This is a genomic window from Paraburkholderia sp. 35.1, assembly GCF_050436525.1.
Classification (GTDB): domain Bacteria; phylum Pseudomonadota; class Gammaproteobacteria; order Burkholderiales; family Burkholderiaceae; genus Paraburkholderia; species Paraburkholderia tuberum.
Genome location: NZ_JBNDMJ010000003.1, coordinates 1616511 through 1635261, shown reverse-complemented (window position 1 = coordinate 1635261; position 18751 = coordinate 1616511). Strand labels below are relative to the sequence as shown.

At 62.3% G+C, this 18751-nt stretch carries 18 protein-coding genes; 13 read left to right on the top strand and 5 right to left on the bottom strand.

Translation table 11 applies throughout. The annotated features are described in order from the left end of the window. Positions 1 to 31: 31 nt before the first annotated feature. The 7 genes from rpsM to dsbD all read left to right on the top strand — a co-directional run bounded on the left by rpsM (position 32) and on the right by dsbD (position 5683). Positions 32 to 397, top strand: a complete 366-nt coding sequence (rpsM, locus tag OKW27_RS27655; protein ID WP_013589830.1) for a 30S ribosomal protein S13 — start codon at positions 32 to 34, stop codon at positions 395 to 397. A 28-nt stretch (positions 398 to 425) separates the two neighbouring features. Further along, on the top strand, positions 426 to 830 hold the full coding sequence (gene rpsK, locus OKW27_RS27650; RefSeq protein ID WP_006052224.1) for a 30S ribosomal protein S11: 405 nt from the start codon (positions 426 to 428) through the stop codon (positions 828 to 830). A gap of 148 nt (positions 831 to 978) precedes the next feature. Next, positions 979 to 1602: a 30S ribosomal protein S4 gene (rpsD, locus tag OKW27_RS27645; protein WP_090802157.1), complete on the top strand. Its 624-nt coding sequence runs from the start codon at positions 979 to 981 to the stop codon at positions 1600 to 1602. Between the two features lie 124 nt (positions 1603 to 1726). After that, positions 1727 to 2704, top strand: coding sequence for a DNA-directed RNA polymerase subunit alpha (locus OKW27_RS27640; RefSeq protein WP_007730697.1), 978 nt, complete (start codon positions 1727 to 1729; stop codon positions 2702 to 2704). Positions 2705 to 2895: 191 nt separating this feature from the next. Next, on the top strand, positions 2896 to 3288 hold the full coding sequence (gene rplQ, locus OKW27_RS27635) for a 50S ribosomal protein L17 (RefSeq protein ID WP_013090750.1): 393 nt from the start codon (positions 2896 to 2898) through the stop codon (positions 3286 to 3288). A 189-nt stretch (positions 3289 to 3477) separates the two neighbouring features. Continuing rightward, positions 3478 to 3810, top strand: coding sequence for a divalent-cation tolerance protein CutA (cutA, locus tag OKW27_RS27630; protein ID WP_429335412.1), 333 nt, complete (start codon positions 3478 to 3480; stop codon positions 3808 to 3810). After that, a complete protein-coding gene (gene dsbD, locus OKW27_RS27625; RefSeq protein ID WP_429335411.1) occupies positions 3803 to 5683 on the top strand; it encodes a protein-disulfide reductase DsbD in 1881 nt (626 codons plus the stop codon). The genes cutA and dsbD overlap by 8 nt, the downstream gene beginning before the upstream one ends. Before the next feature lie 123 nt (positions 5684 to 5806). Here the strand turns inward: dsbD and hemB are convergent, their stop codons facing one another. Beyond that, a complete protein-coding gene (gene hemB, locus OKW27_RS27620; protein WP_090802152.1) occupies positions 5807 to 6805 on the bottom strand; it encodes a porphobilinogen synthase in 999 nt (332 codons plus the stop codon). Positions 6806 to 7083: 278 nt separating this feature from the next. Further along, a complete protein-coding gene (gene yihA, locus OKW27_RS27615) occupies positions 7084 to 7746 on the bottom strand; it encodes a ribosome biogenesis GTP-binding protein YihA/YsxC (RefSeq protein ID WP_018420165.1) in 663 nt (220 codons plus the stop codon). Positions 7747 to 7966: 220 nt separating this feature from the next. Here yihA and OKW27_RS27610 point away from each other — a divergent pair, with 220 nt between their 5' ends. The 5 genes from OKW27_RS27610 to msrQ all read left to right on the top strand — a co-directional run bounded on the left by OKW27_RS27610 (position 7967) and on the right by msrQ (position 14079). Then, positions 7967 to 8620, top strand: coding sequence for a c-type cytochrome (locus OKW27_RS27610; RefSeq protein ID WP_090802150.1), 654 nt, complete (start codon positions 7967 to 7969; stop codon positions 8618 to 8620). Positions 8621 to 8738: 118 nt separating this feature from the next. Next, the gene (locus tag OKW27_RS27605; RefSeq protein WP_429335410.1) at positions 8739 to 10949 is read left to right on the top strand and encodes a cytochrome c biogenesis protein ResB; all 2211 of its coding nucleotides are present in this window, start codon (positions 8739 to 8741) and stop codon (positions 10947 to 10949) included. Between the two features lie 4 nt (positions 10950 to 10953). Further along, the gene (ccsB, locus tag OKW27_RS27600; RefSeq protein WP_090802147.1) at positions 10954 to 12165 is read left to right on the top strand and encodes a c-type cytochrome biogenesis protein CcsB; all 1212 of its coding nucleotides are present in this window, start codon (positions 10954 to 10956) and stop codon (positions 12163 to 12165) included. Positions 12166 to 12371: 206 nt separating this feature from the next. Continuing rightward, a complete protein-coding gene (gene msrP, locus OKW27_RS27595; protein WP_187612942.1) occupies positions 12372 to 13367 on the top strand; it encodes a protein-methionine-sulfoxide reductase catalytic subunit MsrP in 996 nt (331 codons plus the stop codon). A 10-nt stretch (positions 13368 to 13377) separates the two neighbouring features. Next, positions 13378 to 14079 (top strand): protein-methionine-sulfoxide reductase heme-binding subunit MsrQ, encoded by a 702-nt coding sequence (gene msrQ, locus OKW27_RS27590; protein WP_429335409.1) that lies wholly within the window; start codon positions 13378 to 13380, stop codon positions 14077 to 14079. A gap of 111 nt (positions 14080 to 14190) precedes the next feature. Here the strand turns inward: msrQ and lysA are convergent, their stop codons facing one another. Then, positions 14191 to 15453 carry a diaminopimelate decarboxylase gene (gene lysA, locus OKW27_RS27585; RefSeq protein WP_429335408.1) on the bottom strand — a complete coding sequence of 421 codons (1263 nt, stop codon included), beginning with the start codon at positions 15451 to 15453 and terminating at the stop codon, positions 14191 to 14193. Positions 15454 to 15462: 9 nt separating this feature from the next. Further along, positions 15463 to 15807 (bottom strand): LPS translocon maturation chaperone LptM, encoded by a 345-nt coding sequence (lptM, locus tag OKW27_RS27580; protein WP_429335407.1) that lies wholly within the window; start codon positions 15805 to 15807, stop codon positions 15463 to 15465. A gap of 35 nt (positions 15808 to 15842) precedes the next feature. On the opposite strand from lptM, the gene cyaY reads away from it, so the two are divergent. Beyond that, complete coding sequence (gene cyaY, locus OKW27_RS27575) at positions 15843 to 16163, top strand: iron donor protein CyaY (protein WP_090802140.1); 321 nt, start codon at positions 15843 to 15845, stop codon at positions 16161 to 16163. Positions 16164 to 16257: 94 nt separating this feature from the next. On the opposite strand, the gene OKW27_RS27570 is transcribed toward cyaY, so the two are convergent. Next, positions 16258 to 18654: a penicillin-binding protein 1A gene (locus OKW27_RS27570; RefSeq protein WP_090802139.1), complete on the bottom strand. Its 2397-nt coding sequence runs from the start codon at positions 18652 to 18654 to the stop codon at positions 16258 to 16260. Between the last annotated feature and the right edge of the window lie 97 nt (positions 18655 to 18751).

Here is an 18751-nt window from a genome sequence, read left to right as displayed (position 1 = left end):
TTTGCTTGCGCTTTTTGTTTGAGGAAAAACAATGGCTCGTATCGCAGGGGTTAACATCCCGAATCACCAGCATACTGAAATCGGCCTGACGGCTATTTACGGTGTCGGTCGCACGCGCTCGCGCGACATTTGCGTCGCTGCTGGTGTGGCATTTTCGAAGAAGGTCAAAGACCTGACTGACGCAGACCTCGAAAAGCTGCGTGAAGAAGTCGGCAAGTTCATCGTTGAAGGCGATCTGCGCCGTGAAACGACGATGAACATCAAGCGCCTGATGGATCTCGGCTGCTATCGTGGCGTGCGGCATCGTAAGGGTCTGCCCCTGCGCGGCCAGCGTACGCGTACGAATGCCCGTACGCGCAAGGGTCCGCGTCGTGCAGCGCAATCGCTGAAGAAGTAAGCGGAACTGACAGTTACAGGAAAACGTAATGGCTAAGGCTTCGAACAACTCCGCGGCGCAACGCGTTCGCAAGAAGGTCAAGAAGAACGTCGCCGAGGGCGTGGTTCACGTTCACGCGTCGTTCAACAACACCATCATCACGATCACCGACCGTCAAGGCAACGCGCTTGCCTGGGCAACGTCGGGCGGTCAGGGCTTCAAGGGTTCGCGTAAGTCGACTCCGTTTGCAGCTCAGGTCGCAGCTGAATCAGCTGGCCGCGTGGCGATGGAATACGGCGTGAAGAACCTCGAAGTGCGGATCAAGGGCCCCGGTCCTGGCCGGGAATCGGCGGTGCGCGCGCTGCATGGTCTTGGCATCAAGATCACCGCGATCTCCGACGTGACGCCGGTCCCGCATAACGGCTGCCGTCCGCCGAAGCGTCGTCGTATCTAAGACGCTGGTATTTCGAGCGCCTGTTGCCGCCTTGCGCGGTGGCGGGCTGCGCGTGTTATTTGAATTGACTAAGCCCACCGTTCGACTCAAAGGGTTCGGACTAGCGCGAGTGGAAGCATTCGCGTGACAAATCACAGAAGGAATTAACGTGGCACGTTATATCGGCCCCAAGGCCAAGCTGTCCCGCCGTGAAGGCACTGACCTCTTCCTGAAGAGCGCGCGCCGTTCGCTCGCTGACAAGTGCAAGCTTGACAGCAAGCCCGGCCAGCACGGCCGTACCTCGGGCGCACGTACGTCCGACTATGGCACTCAGCTGCGCGAGAAGCAAAAAGTAAAGCGTATCTACGGTGTCCTCGAGCGCCAGTTCCGTCGCTACTTCGCTGAAGCAGACCGCCTGAAGGGCAACACGGGTGAGAACCTGCTGAAACTGCTCGAATCGCGTCTGGACAACGTCGTGTATCGCATGGGCTTTGGCTCGACGCGCGCTGAAGCACGTCAGCTCGTTGGCCACAAGGCAATCACGGTGAACGGCGTCGTGACGAACATCCCGTCGATGCAAGTGAAGGCTGGGGACGTCGTCGCCGTGCGCGAACAGAAGCGCAAGCAGGCTCGCATCATTGAGGCGCTGTCGCTCGCTGAGCAAGGCGGCATGCCGAGCTGGGTCGCGGTCGACGCGAAGAAGTTCGAAGGTACCTTCAAGCAGAAGCCGGAACGCAGCGACATCGCTGGCGACATCAACGAAAGCCTGATCGTCGAATTGTATTCGCGGTAATCGGATTGATGGCCGGGGCGCCCTGATTGCGTTGCGCAAGGGGGCGTCTCGGCTGTTTATTTTCAGGTTGTTACCGGTCAGCCTTATCGGTGTAACGAGCCGAGGGTATTGAAAAGGAAAACCTATGCAAACCAGTTTGTTGAAGCCCAAGATTATTGCAGTTGAATCGCTTGGCGAAAGCCACGCGAAAGTGGTCATGGAGCCGTTTGAACGCGGTTATGGCCACACCTTGGGCAACGCGCTTCGGCGCGTGCTGTTGTCGTCGATGGTAGGCTATGCCCCGACCGAGGTGACGATTGCAGGCGTCGTGCACGAGTATTCGACGCTCGACGGTGTGCAAGAGGATGTGGTCAACCTGTTGTTGAACCTGAAGGGCGTCGTCTTCAAGCTGCATAATCGTGACGAAGTGACGGTTACGCTGCGGAAGGAAGGCGAAGGCGTGGTCACGGCCGGCGATATCGAACTCGCACACGATTGCGAAGTCATCAATCCCGATCACGTGATTGCGCATCTGTCGAAGGGTGGCAAGCTCGACGTGCAGATCAAGGTCGAAAAGGGCCGCGGCTATGTGCCGGGCAATGTGCGTCGTTACGGTGAAGAGTCGGCCAAGATCATCGGCCGGATCGTGCTGGACGCCTCGTTTTCGCCGGTTCGTCGCGTGAGCTACGCGGTCGAAAGCGCTCGCGTCGAGCAGCGCACCGACCTCGACAAGCTCGTGATGAACATCGAGACCAACGGTGTGATTTCGCCGGAAGAAGCGATCCGACAATCGGCGCGCATTCTGGTGGATCAGTTGTCGGTGTTCGCGGCGCTGGAAGGTACCGAAGCAGCGGCGGAAGCGCCGTCGCGCGCACCGCAGATCGATCCGATCCTGCTGCGTCCGGTCGACGATCTCGAACTGACGGTTCGTTCCGCGAACTGCCTGAAGGCCGAGAACATCTACTACATCGGCGACCTGATCCAGCGTACCGAGAACGAACTGCTCAAGACTCCGAATCTGGGTCGCAAGTCGCTGAACGAGATCAAGGAAGTTCTGGCATCGCGTGGGCTGACGCTCGGCATGAAGCTCGAAAACTGGCCGCCGGCTGGTCTCGACAAGTAAGCGGACAACTCGGTTGGGTGTGACCCGCGAATTGCACCGATGTACTGTACTGGCAAAGGCGCGGATTTTCCTTTAAAATCCGCGTCTTGTCTTTTGTCACTACCGGCCCGTGCGCTCACTGTTTGTAGGCGATGCTGCAGAACGAGTGCGATAGAAGAGCTGGACCAAAACTTTGAACTGAAGGAATTAACATGCGTCACCGTCATGGTCTGCGGAAACTGAACCGCACGAGCAGCCACCGTTTGGCAATGCTCCGTAACATGTCCAACTCGCTGATCGAGCACGAAGTCATCAAGACCACGCTGCCGAAGGCCAAGGAACTTCGTAAAGTCGTCGAGCCGCTGATCACGCTCGGCAAGAAGCCGTCGCTCGCAAACCGTCGTCTGGCGTTCAACCGCCTGCGCGATCGTGACTCGGTCACGAAGCTGTTCGACGTGCTCGGCCCGCGCTACGCAAACCGTCCGGGCGGCTACCTGCGCGTGCTGAAGTTCGGCTTCCGCGTTGGTGACAATGCGCCGATGGCACTGGTCGAACTGCTCGACCGTCCGGAAGTTGAAGAAACGGAAGTGCAAGAAGCTGAGTAAGCTTTCTGCTTCGACAAAAAGCCAGGCGCATCGCCTGGCTTTTTTGTTTTCTGCGGCCGATTTTTCATTGATAGCGAAAGCCGCTTCGCTGTGACCAAATGTCGCGGCCGCACCGCGTGGCGCCCTGCAGGGCGACAGGGCCAGGTGATACGATATCGGGATCGAAATCCTGCGCCGCCGGAGCTTGGTGTGAGTGTGAATGTGACCTTGGTGCTGACAACGGTGCCGGATGCGGCCGGCGCTCAAAAGCTCGCAGCCGAAGCGCTCGCCGCTCGCCTTTGCGCGTGCGTCACCCAGCTAGGAAGCGTGCAGTCGAGCTATCACTGGCAGGGCGCGATCGAAACCGCGCAGGAAATCCAGCTGCTGTTCAAGACCAGCGCCGCTCGCGCGCTCGAACTGGAGCAATACATTCAGGCTCATCATCCCTACGGCACGCCGGAAATCCTCTCATGGCAAGCGACGGCCTCCGCCGCCTACGGCCAGTGGATCACTGCTGAAACCCAACGCCCTGTCCATGTTTAACGGTCTCGACCGGCGCGCGCGCGCTGCGCTGCGCACCGCATTCTTTCTGCTCGGCTGCGTGTTCCTCGCGCAAGTCGCCACGCTCGCGCGCGCTGCGGACGACTTCCTCGACCCGTCCGTCGCGTTCCGGTTCAGCGCGACCGAGGCCCCCGGCCAAGTCGTCGTCACCTACAAGATTGCGGACGGCTACTACATGTACCGCGAGCGCTTCGCGTTCGCGACCCGCAACGGCACGGCGACGCTTGGCGAGCCTGAACTGCCAGGCGGTCATGTGAAGTTCGATCAGACATTCAACAAGAATGTCGAGACGTATCGCAACGAGCTGACGATTCGTATTCCGGTCAAGCAGGCTGCCGGACCGTTCGATCTTGCGGTGACGTCGCAGGGCTGCGCCGACGCGGGCATCTGCTACCCCCCGATGGAGCGCGTGTACCACGTGAGCAGCGAGGCGCTGCAGCTGGCTGGCAGCGGGACGGCGACCCCAACCGCGCAACAATCCGCCGCCGCTGACGACGAACCCTGGTACGAACGCGCCACCAGCGCCGATTACGCGCAGTCGCTGCTGCAGCGTGGCGGTTTTTTTGCGATCGTCGGGCTTTATTTCGTTGCCGGCGCCATTCTGAGCTTGCTGCCGTGCTCGTATCCGATGATTCCGATTCTGTCGGCGATCATCATCGGTGAGGGAGCGCGCGTCACGCGCAGGCGTGGCTTCGCGCTGTCGCTCGCGTATGTAGTCGGGATGGCGCTCGTATACACGGTGCTGGGTGTCGTGGCGGCACTCGTCGGGCAGAGTCTCGGCGCATGGCTGCAGAACCCGTGGGTGCTCGGCGCGTTCGGCGGGCTTCTGACGATTTTCGCGCTGCTGCTGATCGCTGGTGTGGATCTCGAACTGCCGCCGCGCTGGCGCGATCGCATGTCGAGCGCGTCAGCGGGACGCTCGGGTGGCAAATTTACCGCGGTCGCCGTGATGGGCGCGCTGTCGGCGCTGGTGGTCGGCGCCTGCATGACCGCGCCGCTTTTTGCGGTGCTCGCGTTCATCGCGCATACCGGCAACGCCGTGCTCGGTGGCGCGGCGCTGTTCTCGATGGGCATCGGGCTCGGGCTGCCGCTGCTGATCATTGGCCTCGGCGCGGGTACACTGCTGCCGCGCGCGGGCAAGTGGATGGACAGCGTAAAAGTGTTCTTTGGCGTCGTTCTGCTGGCCGCGGCGCTGTGGATTGTTTGGCCGGTGCTCGGCGGGGCGGCGTCGATGCTGTTGAGCGCCCTCTGGCTGCTGATCGCCGCGGTTGCGCTCGGCCTGTTTTCCAAGTCGGTTGCGGGCGCCTCGATATGGCACCGGCTTGGGCGGGCGGTCGGCGTCGTGATGGCGGTTTGGGCAGCCGCGCTTCTAGTTGGCCTCGCGGCGGGATCGTTGGATCCGCTGCGACCGCTGGCGGTGCTCGCGGCTCGCGTCGGCAATCAGGCGAGCATCGCGAAGGATGGCTCCAGCGCGGCCGCGCCGGCGCCGCAAAGCGATTTGACGTTCGCGCCGGTACGTTCATCGGATCAGCTCGACCAGGCCGTCAAAACGGCGGCGCAGCCAGCCATGCTCGATTTTTACGCGGACTGGTGCGTGAGCTGCAAGGAGATGGAGAAATTCACCTTCAGCGACCCGCGCGTTCAGGCGAAGCTGAAGCAGATGAATCTGCTGCGCGCCGACGTCACTGCGAACAATACCGACGACCAGGCGCTGCTCAAGCGCTTCAATCTGTTCGGGCCGCCGGGGATTATTTTTTTCGATCAGGGTGGCAAGGAAGTGTTGCGGGAGGTCGGCTACGAATCGGCGGACAAATTCCTGCGCACACTGGATCGGGCGAGTGCATCGGGGGTGTAATCGAAGGCCGCGGGGCGTTGCAAGACCGCCGCTTCGCAAACGGCAGCACAAAAAAACGGAGGCGAAACCCTAAGGTTCGCCTCCGTTTTTTTCTCGACGGCCGCGCGCTAAACCGCGCCTGGCTTACTTCTGCGAACGCAGGATCTTCGCGGCATCCAGCGCGAAATACGTCAGCACGCCGTCCGCGCCTGCACGCTTGAACGCGAGCAGCGATTCCATCATCACCTTGTCGTGATCGAGCCAGCCATTCTGCGCGGCGGCCTTCAGCATGGCGTATTCGCCGCTTACCTGGTACACGTAGGTGGGGAACTGGAACTCGTCCTTCACGCGACGCACGATGTCCAGATACGGCATGCCCGGCTTGACCATCACCATGTCCGCGCCTTCGTTGATGTCGGCCTGCACTTCGCGCAGCGCCTCGTTGGAATTTGCCGGGTCCATCTGGTAGGTCATCTTGTTGCTCTTGCCGAGGTTCGTCGCGGAACCGACGGCATCGCGGAACGGGCCGTAGAACGCCGAAGCGTACTTCGCCGCGTACGCCATGATGCGCGTGTGGATATGGTCCTCGCTCTCGAGCATTTCGCGGATCGCACCAATGCGTCCGTCCATCATGTCCGACGGCGCGACGATGTCGACGCCGGCTTCCGCCTGCGCACGAGCCTGCTCGACGAGGATCTCGACGGTTTCGTCGTTGATCACGTAGCCGGCTTCGTCGAGCACGCCGTCCTGACCATGGCTCGTATACGGATCGAGCGCCACGTCGGTGAGCACGCCGAGCCCCGGAAAATTCTTCTTCAACTCGCGCACCGCGCGCGGGATCAGGCCCGCGGGGTTGGCCGCTTCACGGCCTTCGGGTGTTTTCAGCGAGGGCTCGATCGCGGGAAACAGAGACAACACCGGCACGCCCAGTTCGACGCACTGCCCGGCGACGCCCATCAGCAGATCGACCGACACACGCTCGACGCCCGGCATCGACGGCACGGCTTGCCGCACGTTGGTTCCCTCGACGATGAATACGGGGTAAATCAGATCGTTGGTCGTGAGGATGTTTTCGCGCATCATGCGACGCGAGAAGTCGTCACGGCGCATGCGGCGCGGACGGTAGTGCGGGTAGAAGCTCATATCGAATCGAAGATCGTGGATAGGTGGAGTGGACAAATAGCACCTAGCTCCGCTCCCGGAAACTTTTCGAGACAATGGTATATCATACCGATCGAGCAAGGCGCCTAGCGCTGACCTCCCCGCTTCTCCTCCCTGAGCGGGTGCCTGTCGTTTTTCGATTAGGCTGTTTGACCCGCCGTTCAAGCGGCGGGTTTTTTTATGCGCGGCCGCAAACGCGCTCTGACGCGGGTTTTACAGGCATATCACGCGTGCCGCGGGATTCCTGCATTGATATGCGTTCAGCCCGCGGCCGGCGTTTCGCCTGTTTCGCCCGCTGCCTCCGGGATCAGCCAGCTCTCGATCAGCTCATGCGCTTCATCGAGCCCCGTTCGCTTGAGCGCCGAAAACAGTTGCGCGGTGAGTTCGCCGCGATAGCCCGCAGCCCGATATTCGGCCAGTCCCTTCTGCGCGGTGCGCAACGCGTTCGTGCTTTCCTGGCGCGTCAATTTGTCGCATTTGGTGAGCAGCGTGTGGATCGGCTTGCCGGTCGGCGCGAACCACTCGATCATGCGCCGATCTAGATCCGTCAGAGGGCGGCGCGAATCCATCATGAGGATCATGCCGCGCAGTTGCGAGCGCGATTGCAGATACGTGGACAGCAGCGCTTCCCAGTGCGCCTTCGCCGCACCCGGCACTTCCGCATAACCGTAGCCCGGCAGGTCGACCAGATAGGCGGTCGGCTCATCCGCCTTGCCAACCGAAAAATAATTGATGTGCTGCGTGCGGCCAGGCGTCTTACTTGCGAATGCAAGTCGCTTCTGATTGCAGAGCACGTTGATCGCGGTCGATTTGCCCGCGTTCGAGCGTCCCGCGAAAGCGATCTCGGGCTGCGCGGTGGCCGGCAGGTCACGCAGATGATTGACGGTGGTATAGAAGCGGGATTCGTGGAGCAGGAAGGGCATGGTGGAAGCCAGATTGGAGAAGCTGCGGAGTCCGCAGCGGGAACGGGGTCAAGCCCGACTGGCGTCTAAGCGATTAGCGAGTTATTGTACAATACGATGGTTTACTGAAAACCTTAGGAGGCCGCCCCACGTGCCTTGGCGGCTCCTGGCGGTCACTCGGTCGCCGTCGTCGTACTTTGCAGAACATCTAAAATCCCACAAGACGAGACAGGGTGTGCGAATGAATCGACTGTGCAAGACTCTGATGGTGCTTCATGTAACGGCAGGTCTTTCAGGTTTGGCAATTCAGGCACGAGCAGCAGATCCGGCAAAGCCGGACATCAATCGGGGGCAGGCAATCGCGGTACAGGTATGCGCGTCATGTCACGGCGCAGACGGCAACAGTGCCGGCGGCGCATACCCGAAACTGGCGGGCCAGCATCCTGAGTACCTCGTCAAGCAGCTCAGAGATTTCAAGCCGCAGCCGGGCGCCAAACAGGCCGCGCGCAACAATGCGATCATGGCGGGCATGGCCGCCGCGCTTTCCGATCAGGACATGATCAACGTCGCGGCTTACTTCTCGACGCAGACGCCCAAGCCAGGCTATGCGCACAACAAGAAGACCGTCGCGGTGGGGCAGCAGATCTATCGCGGTGGGATTGCCGACCGCGGGGTGCCGGCCTGCGCGGCCTGTCACGGGCCCACGGGGCAGGGCATTCCGATCCAGTATCCACGCCTGTCGGGGCAGTGGGCCGAGTACTCGGTCACGCAATTGACCGCGTTCACGCAAGGTCCGGGCGCTCGTAATAACAACGACGCGATGCATGCGATAGCATCGCGTCTGTCGGACAACGAAATCAAAGCGGTTGCCGACTACATCGCGGGCCTGCATTAAGCGCTTCGTCCGCGCAAATCCAACCGGCCCGGCGAGGCCGGTGAAAAACAAGAAAAGGGTGAGGGTGTCGTCGCTACGACAGCCCTTCACCCTTTTTTGCTGTTCAGTCGGAGATTGAATGAGCGTCACCACGTCGGGTCTGCAGTCGAAGTCGGGCAATCGCGTCATGCGCAGCGCCATCGAGCTCCTGAGCTCGATGCGTTTTGCCATTGCGCTGCTCGTCATTCTGTCGATCGCCAGCATCATCGGTACCGTCCTCACGCAGGACGATCCGTATCCCAACTACGTCAACCAGTTCGGTCCGTTCTGGGCGGACATCTTCCGCGCGCTGAGCCTCTACACGGTGTACAGCTCGTGGTGGTTCATGCTGATTCTCGGCTTCCTGATGGTGTCTGTGTCGCTCTGCGTGATCCGAAATGCGCCGAAGATGGTCGCCGACGTGAAGAGCTGGAAGGACAAGGTTCGAGAAGGCAGCCTGCGCGCGTTCCATCACAAGGGTGAGTTCGCGGTGCACGGCACGCGCGCGCAGTCGGCGGCGGTGCTCGCAAGGTTGTCGGCGAAGCTGGGCTACAAGTTCGTCACGCGCGAGTCGGACGGCGCGACGTTGATCGCCGCGAAGCGTGGCGCGCTGACGAAGTTCGGCTACATCTTCGCGCACCTCGCGATCGTCGTGATCTGCCTCGGCGGCCTGCTCGACAGCAATCTGCCGATCAAGCTGCAAATGTGGCTGTTCGACAAGTCGCCGATCAACTCGAACACGGTGATCAACGAGATTTCGCCCGAGCATCGGCTGTCGCAATCGAACCCGACGTTCCGCGGCTACGCGTGGGTACCCGAGGGGCAGCACGTGTCGACCGCGATCCTGAATCAGCCCAATGGTTCGCTGATCCAGGACCTGCCGTTTTCGATCGAGCTCAACAAGTTCATCGTCGATTACTACTCGACCGGCATGCCGAAGCTGTTCGCGAGCGACATCGTCGTGATCGATCACAAGACCGGCGCGCGCGTGCCGGCGCGCGTCGAGGTCAACAAGCCGTTCGAATACGACGGCGTGTCGATTTATCAATCGAGCTTCCAGGACGGCGGCTCGCAGATGCAGATGACTGCCTTCCCGATGTCCGGCCCGAGTGCAAAGCCCGCGCCGTTTGGCGGCACGATCGGCGGCAGCGCGCCGTTGAGCTCGGCCACGCCGCTGGCCGATGGCCAGACCGTCGAATTCACCGACTTCCGCGCGATCAACGTCGAAAACATCTCGAACGGCAACGGGCAGAACGATGCGCGCGGGGTTGTCGCGCAGCACTCGCTGAAGGAAGCGTTCGACGAGCGCCTCGGCTCCGGCGCGAAAACGTCGAAGCCGCTCGATCTGCACAACGTCGGCCCGTCGGTGCAGTACAAGATTCGCGGCAAGGATGGCCAGGCGCGCGAATACAACAACTACATGCTGCCCGTCGACGTGAACGGCGAGAAAATGTTCCTCGCCGGCATGCGCTTGAATCCCGATGACCCGTTCCGCTATCTGCGAATTCCCGCCGACAGCGGCGGCACGCTCAAGGAATGGATGAATCTGCGCGCCACGCTGGAAGACCCGAACCAACGGGCCATCGCCGCTCATCAATTCGCGCAGCGTTCGGTGCCGGGTTCAAATGCGGAGTTGCAGCAACATCTGGAGGAAAGCGCCTTGCGGGTGCTGACCCTTTTTGCGGGCGCCGACGGCAGCATGAAGATGCCGAATGGCGAAACGCTCGGCGGCTTCCAGGCGGTCGCTGGGTTTATCGACCGCTCGGTACCGAAGGGCGAGCAGGAAAAGGCCGCGGGCCTGCTGCTTCGCATGCTCGAAGGCGTGACGTGGGACTTGTGGCAACTGTCGCGCCAGCGGCTCGGCGAGCCCGCCGCGCCGGCCGATGCGGGCACGAGCCGCTTCATCCAGAGTTCGCTTAATGCGATTTCCGACAGCTTTCTGTATGGATCGCCGGTCTATTTGCAGCTTGACTCATTCAAGCAGGTGCAAGCTTCGGTATTTCAGTTGACGCGCGCGCCGGGCAAAAAAGTCGTGTATCTTGGCAGCCTGCTTCTCGTATTGGGCATCTTCTCGATGTTCTACGTTCGCGAACGGCGTCTGTGGTTCTGGCTCAAGGACACGGACCACGGCACGAGCGTCGTAATGGCGATGTCGAGCGCGCGTAAGACGCTAGACTTCGAGAAAGAGTTCGTCCAGACGCGGGCCGCCGTGAGCGCCGCATTGGGCGCGAAACTCATCGAAGCAGCCGATGCCAGCCCGGCCGGCCAGGCCGCCGCTGCGTCGGCAAGCTCACAGGATTCGACCCGGTAAGATCATGGACTTGACTCAGGTTTCCTCCTCCTCTTCTTCTGCTTCACGCGCCGACAAGGCGTTTGCGAGCAGCACGCCCGAACTCCCGAACTTCGACGAACGGCCGTTCCTGAAACGCCTGGGTATCGTCGACTGGCTGTTCGCGCTCGCGCTTGTCGGGGGCGCCGGGTTCGCGCTGTCGCGCTATTACCCGTTCATGAACTACTACGACAAACTGGTGCTGATGTGCTCGGTGCCGGTTTTCGTCGTGCTCGGCTGGCGCTGGAAGCCGGTGCGTCCGCTGATGGTGGGAATCGCCGCGCTGTCGCTGCTCGCAATCCAGATCTACCACGGCGATCTGAGCCGCGCCGACAACGCTTTCTTCCTCAAGTATTTCCTGTCGAGCCAGTCCGCGATCCTGTGGATGAGCGCGCTCTTCGTATTCGCGACCGGGTTCTACTGGATCGCGCTGCTGTCGCGCTCGCCGACCGGCGCCGCGATCGGCTCGAAGATGACGTGGGCGGCGGTGCTGATGGGCTTCGTCGGCATGATGGTGCGCTGGTACGAGTCGTATTTGATCGGCGCGGACGTCGGCCATATTCCGATTTCGAACCTCTATGAAGTGTTCGTGCTGTTCAGCCTGATCACCGCGCTGTTCTATCTGTACTACGAGCAGCACTACAACACACGCGCGCTCGGCGCGTTCGTGTTGCTCGTGATCAGCGCAGCCGTCGGCTTCCTGATGTGGTACTCGGTCGCGCGCGACGCGCAGCAGATCCAGCCGCTCGTGCCGGCGCTGCAAAGCTGGTGGATGAAGATTCACGTGCCGGCGAACTTCATCGGCTATGGCAGCTTCGCGCTGTCGGCGATGGTCGGCGTCGCATATCTGGCGAAGGAACGCGGCGTGCTCGCGGATCGTCTGCCGGCGCTCGACGTGCTCGACGACGTGATGTACAAGTCGATCGCGGTCGGCTTCGCGTTCTTCACGATCGCGACGATTCTCGGCGCGCTGTGGGCCGCCCAAGCCTGGGGCGGCTACTGGAGCTGGGACCCGAAGGAGACGTGGGCGCTGATCGTGTGGCTGAACTACGCGGCCTGGCTGCACATGCGTATGATGAAGGGCCTGCGCGGCGCGCTCGCCGCGTGGTGGGCGCTGACCGGGCTGCTGGTCACGAGCTTCGCGTTCCTCGGCGTGAACATGTTCCTGTCGGGCTTGCATAGCTACGGCAAGCTGTAAGATCCGCCGCGCTGAACCGACTAAGAACCGCCGCGTGCTTTCGCACCGGCGGTTTTTTTATGGCCGATGGAATATTCGTTGCTGCCCGGTGTTCGCCAGTCGAGCACCAGAGCAACTACCCATGGATGACAGACGCCCCCAAAGGGGCGATCATCAATAAGGCTCCGCAACGCGCGCGACGCGGCGGGCCGGCAAGGAGTAGCACGATGTGGATCAAGCGAAGCGACAGAATTCAACTGACCGGCGATGACATCGCGCGCAGCGAAATCGCGCCGCGGCACGTGTTCGAAAACCGGCGACGCATCCTGCAGGCGGCGGGCGCGATGGCGCTCGGCGGCCTGATCGGCGTGAGCGGCGAGGCGCTCGCGACCTACTCGTCGCCCGATCCGAAGGCGCAGAAGCTCGCGGCGAAAACCAACACCAGGTTCGTCGCGCTCGACAAGATCACGCCGTACAAGGACATCACAACCTACAACAATTTCTACGAGTTCGGCACCGGTAAATCCGACCCCTCGCAGCGCGCGGGCACGTTGCGGCCGCATCCGTGGAAGGTGAGCGTCGAGGGCGAGATCAAGAATCCGAAGGTGTACGACATCGACGATCTGCTGAAGCTCGCGCCGCTCGAGGAGCGTGTGTACCGGCATCGCTGCGTCGAAGGTTGGTCGATCGTGGTGCCGTGGATCGGGGTCTCGCTGTCGGAGCTGATCAAACGCGTCGAACCGACCGGCAATGCAAAGTACGTGCAGTTCATCACGCTCGCCGATCCGTCGCAGATGCCAGGGTTGTCGGCACCCATACTCGATTGGCCTTACTCCGAAGGCCTGCGGATGGACGAGGCGATGCATCCGCTGACGCTACTGACGATGGGCCTCTACGGCCAGGTGCTGCCGAATCAGAACGGCGCGCCGGTGCGCGTCGTGGTGCCGTGGAAGTACGGCTTCAAGAGCGCGAAGTCGCTCGTGAAAATCCGCTTCGTCGAGAAGCAGCCGCCGACGAGCTGGAACACGTACGCGTCGAACGAATATGGGTTTTATTCGAACGTGAATCCGAATGTCGATCATCCGCGCTGGAGTCAAGCCACTGAACGGCGCATCGGCGAAGACGGCTTTTTCACGCCGAAACGCAAGACGCTGATGTTCAACGGTTACGGCGATCAGGTCGCGTCGCTCTATCAGGGCATGGACCTGAAGAAGAACTTCTAGGGCGAGCGCGATGGTTTCCGATACGCAAACTGTCACCCGCACCGAGCCTGTGAGGCGGCGGACGTCGTCGGCGTCGGCGGCGAAGCCGCGTTCCACCGGCGGCGCGCGCTGGGTCGTGCCCACCAAAGTCGCGGTCTTCATCGCGGCGCTCTATCCTCTCGCGCGCCTCGTGCTGTTCGGCCTGACCGACCGGCTCGGCGCGAATCCGATTGAATTCATCACGCGCTCGACCGGCCTGTGGACGCTCGTGTTCCTGTGCATCACGCTCGCGGTGACGCCGCTACGCCGTCTGACCGGCGTCGCCGCGTTCGTGCGTTTGCGCCGCATGCTCGGGCTCTACACGTTCTTCTACGCGACGCTGCATTTCACCACGTACCTGTGGTTCGACAAGTGGTTCGATGTTGCGGAGATTCTGAAGGACATCGGCAAGCGGCCGTTCATCACGGTGGGCTTCGCCGCGTTCGTGCTGCTGATCGCGCTTGCGGTCACGTCGCCGCGCGCGATGGTGCGCAAGCTCGGACGTCGCTGGCAGACGCTGCATCGCGCGATCTATGCGATCGGCGTGCTCGCGATCCTGCATTTCTGGTGGATGAAGGCAGGCAAGCACGACCTGCTGCTGCCGAAGATCTACGGCGCGGTGATGATCGCGTTGCTGGGATGGCGGCTGGTGGTGTGGATACGTGAGCGGAGGATGGGAACGCGCCGACGATGATGGCGAGTTTATTGGCGTCACGCTGTTTCAAATAAAAATGGCGATGCCACCGTGGCATCGCCATTTTCGTTGCTGCGCTCGACCTTCGCGCTCTGCCGCAGGGACTGACGTTTACGCCGGCAGTATCGTTTCATCCGCAAACAGCTGCTTGACCTCTTCGCGCGCGCGAACCACATGCGCCTGTGTACCATCCACCATCACCTCGGCGGCGCGCGCACGGGTGTTGTAGTTCGAGCTCATCACGAAGCCGTACGCGCCGGCCGAGCGGATCGCGAGCAGATCGCCGGGTTCGACCGCGAGCAGCCGCTCGCGGCCGAGCCAGTCGCCGCTTTCGCAGACCGGGCCGACCACGTCGTACACATGCGCGGGGACGTCGCGCTTCACGACCGGCTCGATGGCATGATAGGCGTCGTACATCGCGGGGCGCGCGAGATCGGTCATCGCCGCGTCGACGATCGCGAAGTTCTTGTCCTCGCCCGGCTTCAGAAACTCGAGACGTGTGAGCAGCACGCCCGCATTGCCGACCAGCGAGCGGCCCGGCTCGAAATAGACTTCGCGGTGACCGTGGCCGCGCGCTTCGATGCGATCGAGCACCGTGCGCACGAACTCACCGATTTCCGGCGGCGTTTCGTCGTCGTAGGTGATGCCCAGACCGCCGCCGACGTCGATATGGCGAATCGACACGCCGTCCTGCTCGATCTGCTCGACGAGTTCCAGCACCTTGTCGATCGCGTCGAGATAGGGCGCGACTTCGGTGATCTGCGAGCCAATATGGCAGTCGATGCCGATCACCTCGAGATTCGACATCGCTGCGGCCGCCTGGTAGGTGGCACGCGCATCTTCGAACGCGACGCCGAACTTGTTGGTCTTGAGTCCGGTGGAAATGTACGGATGCGTTTTCGCATCGACATCGGGATTCACGCGCAGCGACACCGGCGCTTTCTTGCCCATCTCGCCCGCCACCGAATTGAGGCGGTCGAGTTCGGGAATCGATTCGACGTTGAAGCATTTGACGCCCGCCGCGAGCGCGTCGCGCATTTCGCTCGCCTGCTTGCCAACGCCCGAAAACACGGTGTTTTCCGCTTTGCCGCCAGCCGCGAGCACGCGCGCGAGCTCGCCGCCCGACACGATGTCGAAGCCCGCGCCGAGGCGCGCGAACACGTTCAGCACCGCGAGATTGCTGTTGGCCTTGACGGCCACGTGCACGCTCGCGCGACGCCCCGCGCAGGCGCCCGCATAGGCGTTCCACGCTGCGGTGAGCGCGGCGCGTGAATAGACGTAGAGCGGCGTGCCGAACTGCTCGGCGAGGGAAACGGCGGACACGCCTTCGGCGTGCAATACGCCGTCGACGTAGTCAAATGCGGATCGAGTCATGCGAAAGTCTTATTGAACGGAAGGGACGGCAGAGGCGGGCAGCGGCACTGCGGGAGCCGATGCCGCCGAAGCGGGCGGCGCCGCGAGCTGGTCTTCGGGGGCGAGCGTGAGCGGCGTGCCCGAGGTGTCCGGGATCGAACCCGTGTCGGCCGCGCTGCCGCTAGCCGGTTGGCTTCGATCGGTCGATGGTGTTTGCGTGCGGTGAGCCGGCGGGGCAGGCATCGGCGGTACGGTCGGCAGATAGAGTGAGCCGCGTTGGCCGCAGCCGGTAAGCGCACAACCTGCGAGAATGACTAAAACCGCTACAATCGCGCGGCCGGGCGCTGCCGCGCGCATCCGAGTTACGACTCGCATGACTGTCCCTGAATGAATAATCGATGGAGTTTAGCATGTCCGATAGTGATTACCTGACCCGTGCGGAAGCCGTGCTGGCCGCCATCGAGAGCGCGCTCGACGACATCGACGCCGACATCGAGCTCGAGCGCAGCGGCAACGTTTTGACGCTCGAATTCGAGAACCGCACGAAGATCATCGTCAACCTTCAGCCGCCGATGAGCGAGATCTGGATCGCGGCGAAGGCCGGCGGTTTCCACTTCCGTTTCGTCGACGGTGAATGGCGCGACACGCGCAGCGGCGCGGAGTTTTTCGCGGCGCTGTCGCAGTATGCGACGCAGCAGGCTGGCGAGCCGGTGCGGATCGCCGCGCTATGAGCGCGGTGTAATCAGCGCGAGACGCTCTCAAAACAAAACCGCCGCGTAACGAACGCGGCGGTTTTTTCTTTTCTAGCGGGACATCGACGCAGCCTCAGTGCCCGCGGAACAGATTCATGATGTCCTGCTTTTCCTGTTCGCCAACCTGTTCCGGAGCGGCGGCTGCCGCGCTCGCCTCCGCATCGAGCGTCGCCTGACTGACGCCGACCGTCGCGATGAAGCCGTGGCCCGGCGTGAACTCGTCGAAATAAAGCTCCGAGCCGATTTCGCTGACGCCGTCGGGGCGTGGCATCTTGTACTCGGGCACCCCCTTCAGCGCGCGTCCCATGTACTCGATCCACACCGGCAGCGCCAGGCCGCCGCCGGTTTCCTTGTCGCCGAGGCTGCGCGGGTTGTCGTAGCCGATCCACGCGATCGCGGTGAGCGTGTGCTGATAGCCGGCGAACCACGCGTCGCGGGAATCGTTGGTCGTGCCGGTCTTGCCGGCGAGATCGGTGCGCTTGAGCACGTTGCTCTTCGCCCCGGTGCCGTGCTGCGCGACGCTTTGCAGCAGGCTGTTCATCACGTAGGCGTTGCGCGGTTGGATCGCGAACGGCGCGCTTTGCCCGGCCACGAGCGGCTGCGCGTGCGCGACGACGATGCCGCGCTGATCGGTGACCTCCGCGATCAGATACGGATTGATCCGGTAGCCGCCGTTGGCGAACACCGAGAACGCGCCGGCCATTTGCAGCGGCGTCACGAGACCCGCGCCGAGCGCCATCGGCAGATAGGCGGGATGGCGGTCCGCGTCGAAGCCAAACCGCGTGATGTATTGCTGCGCGTACTTCGGGCCGATCTGGTTCAGGATGCGGATCGACACGAGGTTCTTCGATTTCTGCAGCGCGGTGCGCATCGTCATCGGACCGTCGAAGCCGCCGCCGTAGTTTTTCGGCTCCCACGCCTGGCCGCCGGTTTCGGCGGCGCTGAAGAAGAGCGGCGCGTCGTTGATGATCGTGGCGGGCCCGAGGCCCTTTTCGAGCGACGCCGAATAGATGAAGGGCTTGAAGCTGGAGCCCGGCTGACGCCACGCCTGCGTCACGTGATTGAACTTGTTCTTGTTGAAGTCGAAGCCGCCGACCAGCGAGCGGATCGCACCGTCCTGCGGCACCAGCGAGATGAACGCGCCTTCCACCTGGGGCAATTGCGTGATCGACCAGTCGCCCTCGTCGTTTTTCACGAGCCGCACGATCGCGCCGGGCCGGATGCGCTGATTCGGCTGCGCGCGCGGGCCGAGCGCGAACTGCGCGTAGCGCAGGCCGTCGCCCTGAATGGTCGCGACATTGCCGTCGATGAACGCCGCCTGGACCTGCTTCGGGCTCGCCGCCGTGACGACGGCCGCGATGATTTCGCCATTGTCGGGATGTTCGAGCAGCGCGTCGTCGATGGCCTGCTCGCGCTCGTCGGCGTCGGCCGGCAGATCGATGAACGCCTCCGGGCCGCGATAGCCGTGACGGCGCTCGTAGTCCATCAAGCCTTTGCGCACCGCGTGGTAGGCGACGTCCTGATCGGCCGAGTCGATCGTGGTCACGACGTTCAGGCCGCGCGTGTAGGCTTCCTCGCGATACTGCGCGTACATCATCTGCCGCACCATTTCCGCGACGTATTCCGCGTGCACGCTGTACTCCTTGCCCATGCCCTTCACGACGAGCCGCTGCCGGCTCGCCTCGTCGTACTGTTCCTGAGTGATGTAGTGCAATTCGTACATGCGCTGCAGGATGTACTCCTGGCGCACCTTCGCACGCTTCGGATTGACGACCGGGTTATACGCGGAGGGCGCCTTCGGCAGACCGGCGAGCATCGCCGATTCGGCGAGCGTCAGGTCCTTCAGATCCTTGCCGAAGTACACGCGCGCGGCACTCGCGAAACCGTACGCGCGTTGACCTAGATAGATCTGATTCATGTACACCTCGAGAATCTGATCCTTGCTCAGCTTCGACTCGATCTTGTACGCGAGCAGCATCTCGTAGATCTTGCGCGTGTACGTCTTCTCGCTGGACAGAAAGAAGTTGCGCGCGACCTGCATCGTGATCGTGCTCGCGCCTTGCGTCGCATGACCGTTGGTCAGCGCGACGAAGCCGGCTCGCGCGATGCCGGTGAGGTCGACGCCGCCGTGCTCATAGAAGCGCGCGTCCTCGATCGCGAGAATCGCTTTCTTCAGGCTGTCGGGCACGTCCTGGATGTGCACGATGTCGCGCCGCTCCGCGCCGAATTCGCCGATCAGCACGTGGTCGGCCGTATAGATTCGCAGCGGCACCTTGGGCTGATAGTCGGTCAATGCATCGAGTGACGGCAGGTTCGGCGTCGCGACGACGAGCGCATAGCCGAGCACCAGCGCCACGCATACGATGCCCGCCACGATCAACCCGACAAAGCCGAGGATCAGCTTCAGCCATAACGGACGTTTGCGCCGTTTCGGCGCGGGCGGCGGGGACGTAGGAGACGTGGCTTGCATAGGAGTACCGGAAAAACAGTCCCGCGATTATAGCCGCCAGGGTTTTTCTGCTTTCGACAAGCTTACGAATGACGCGCAATCGGCACACGCCAGGCGG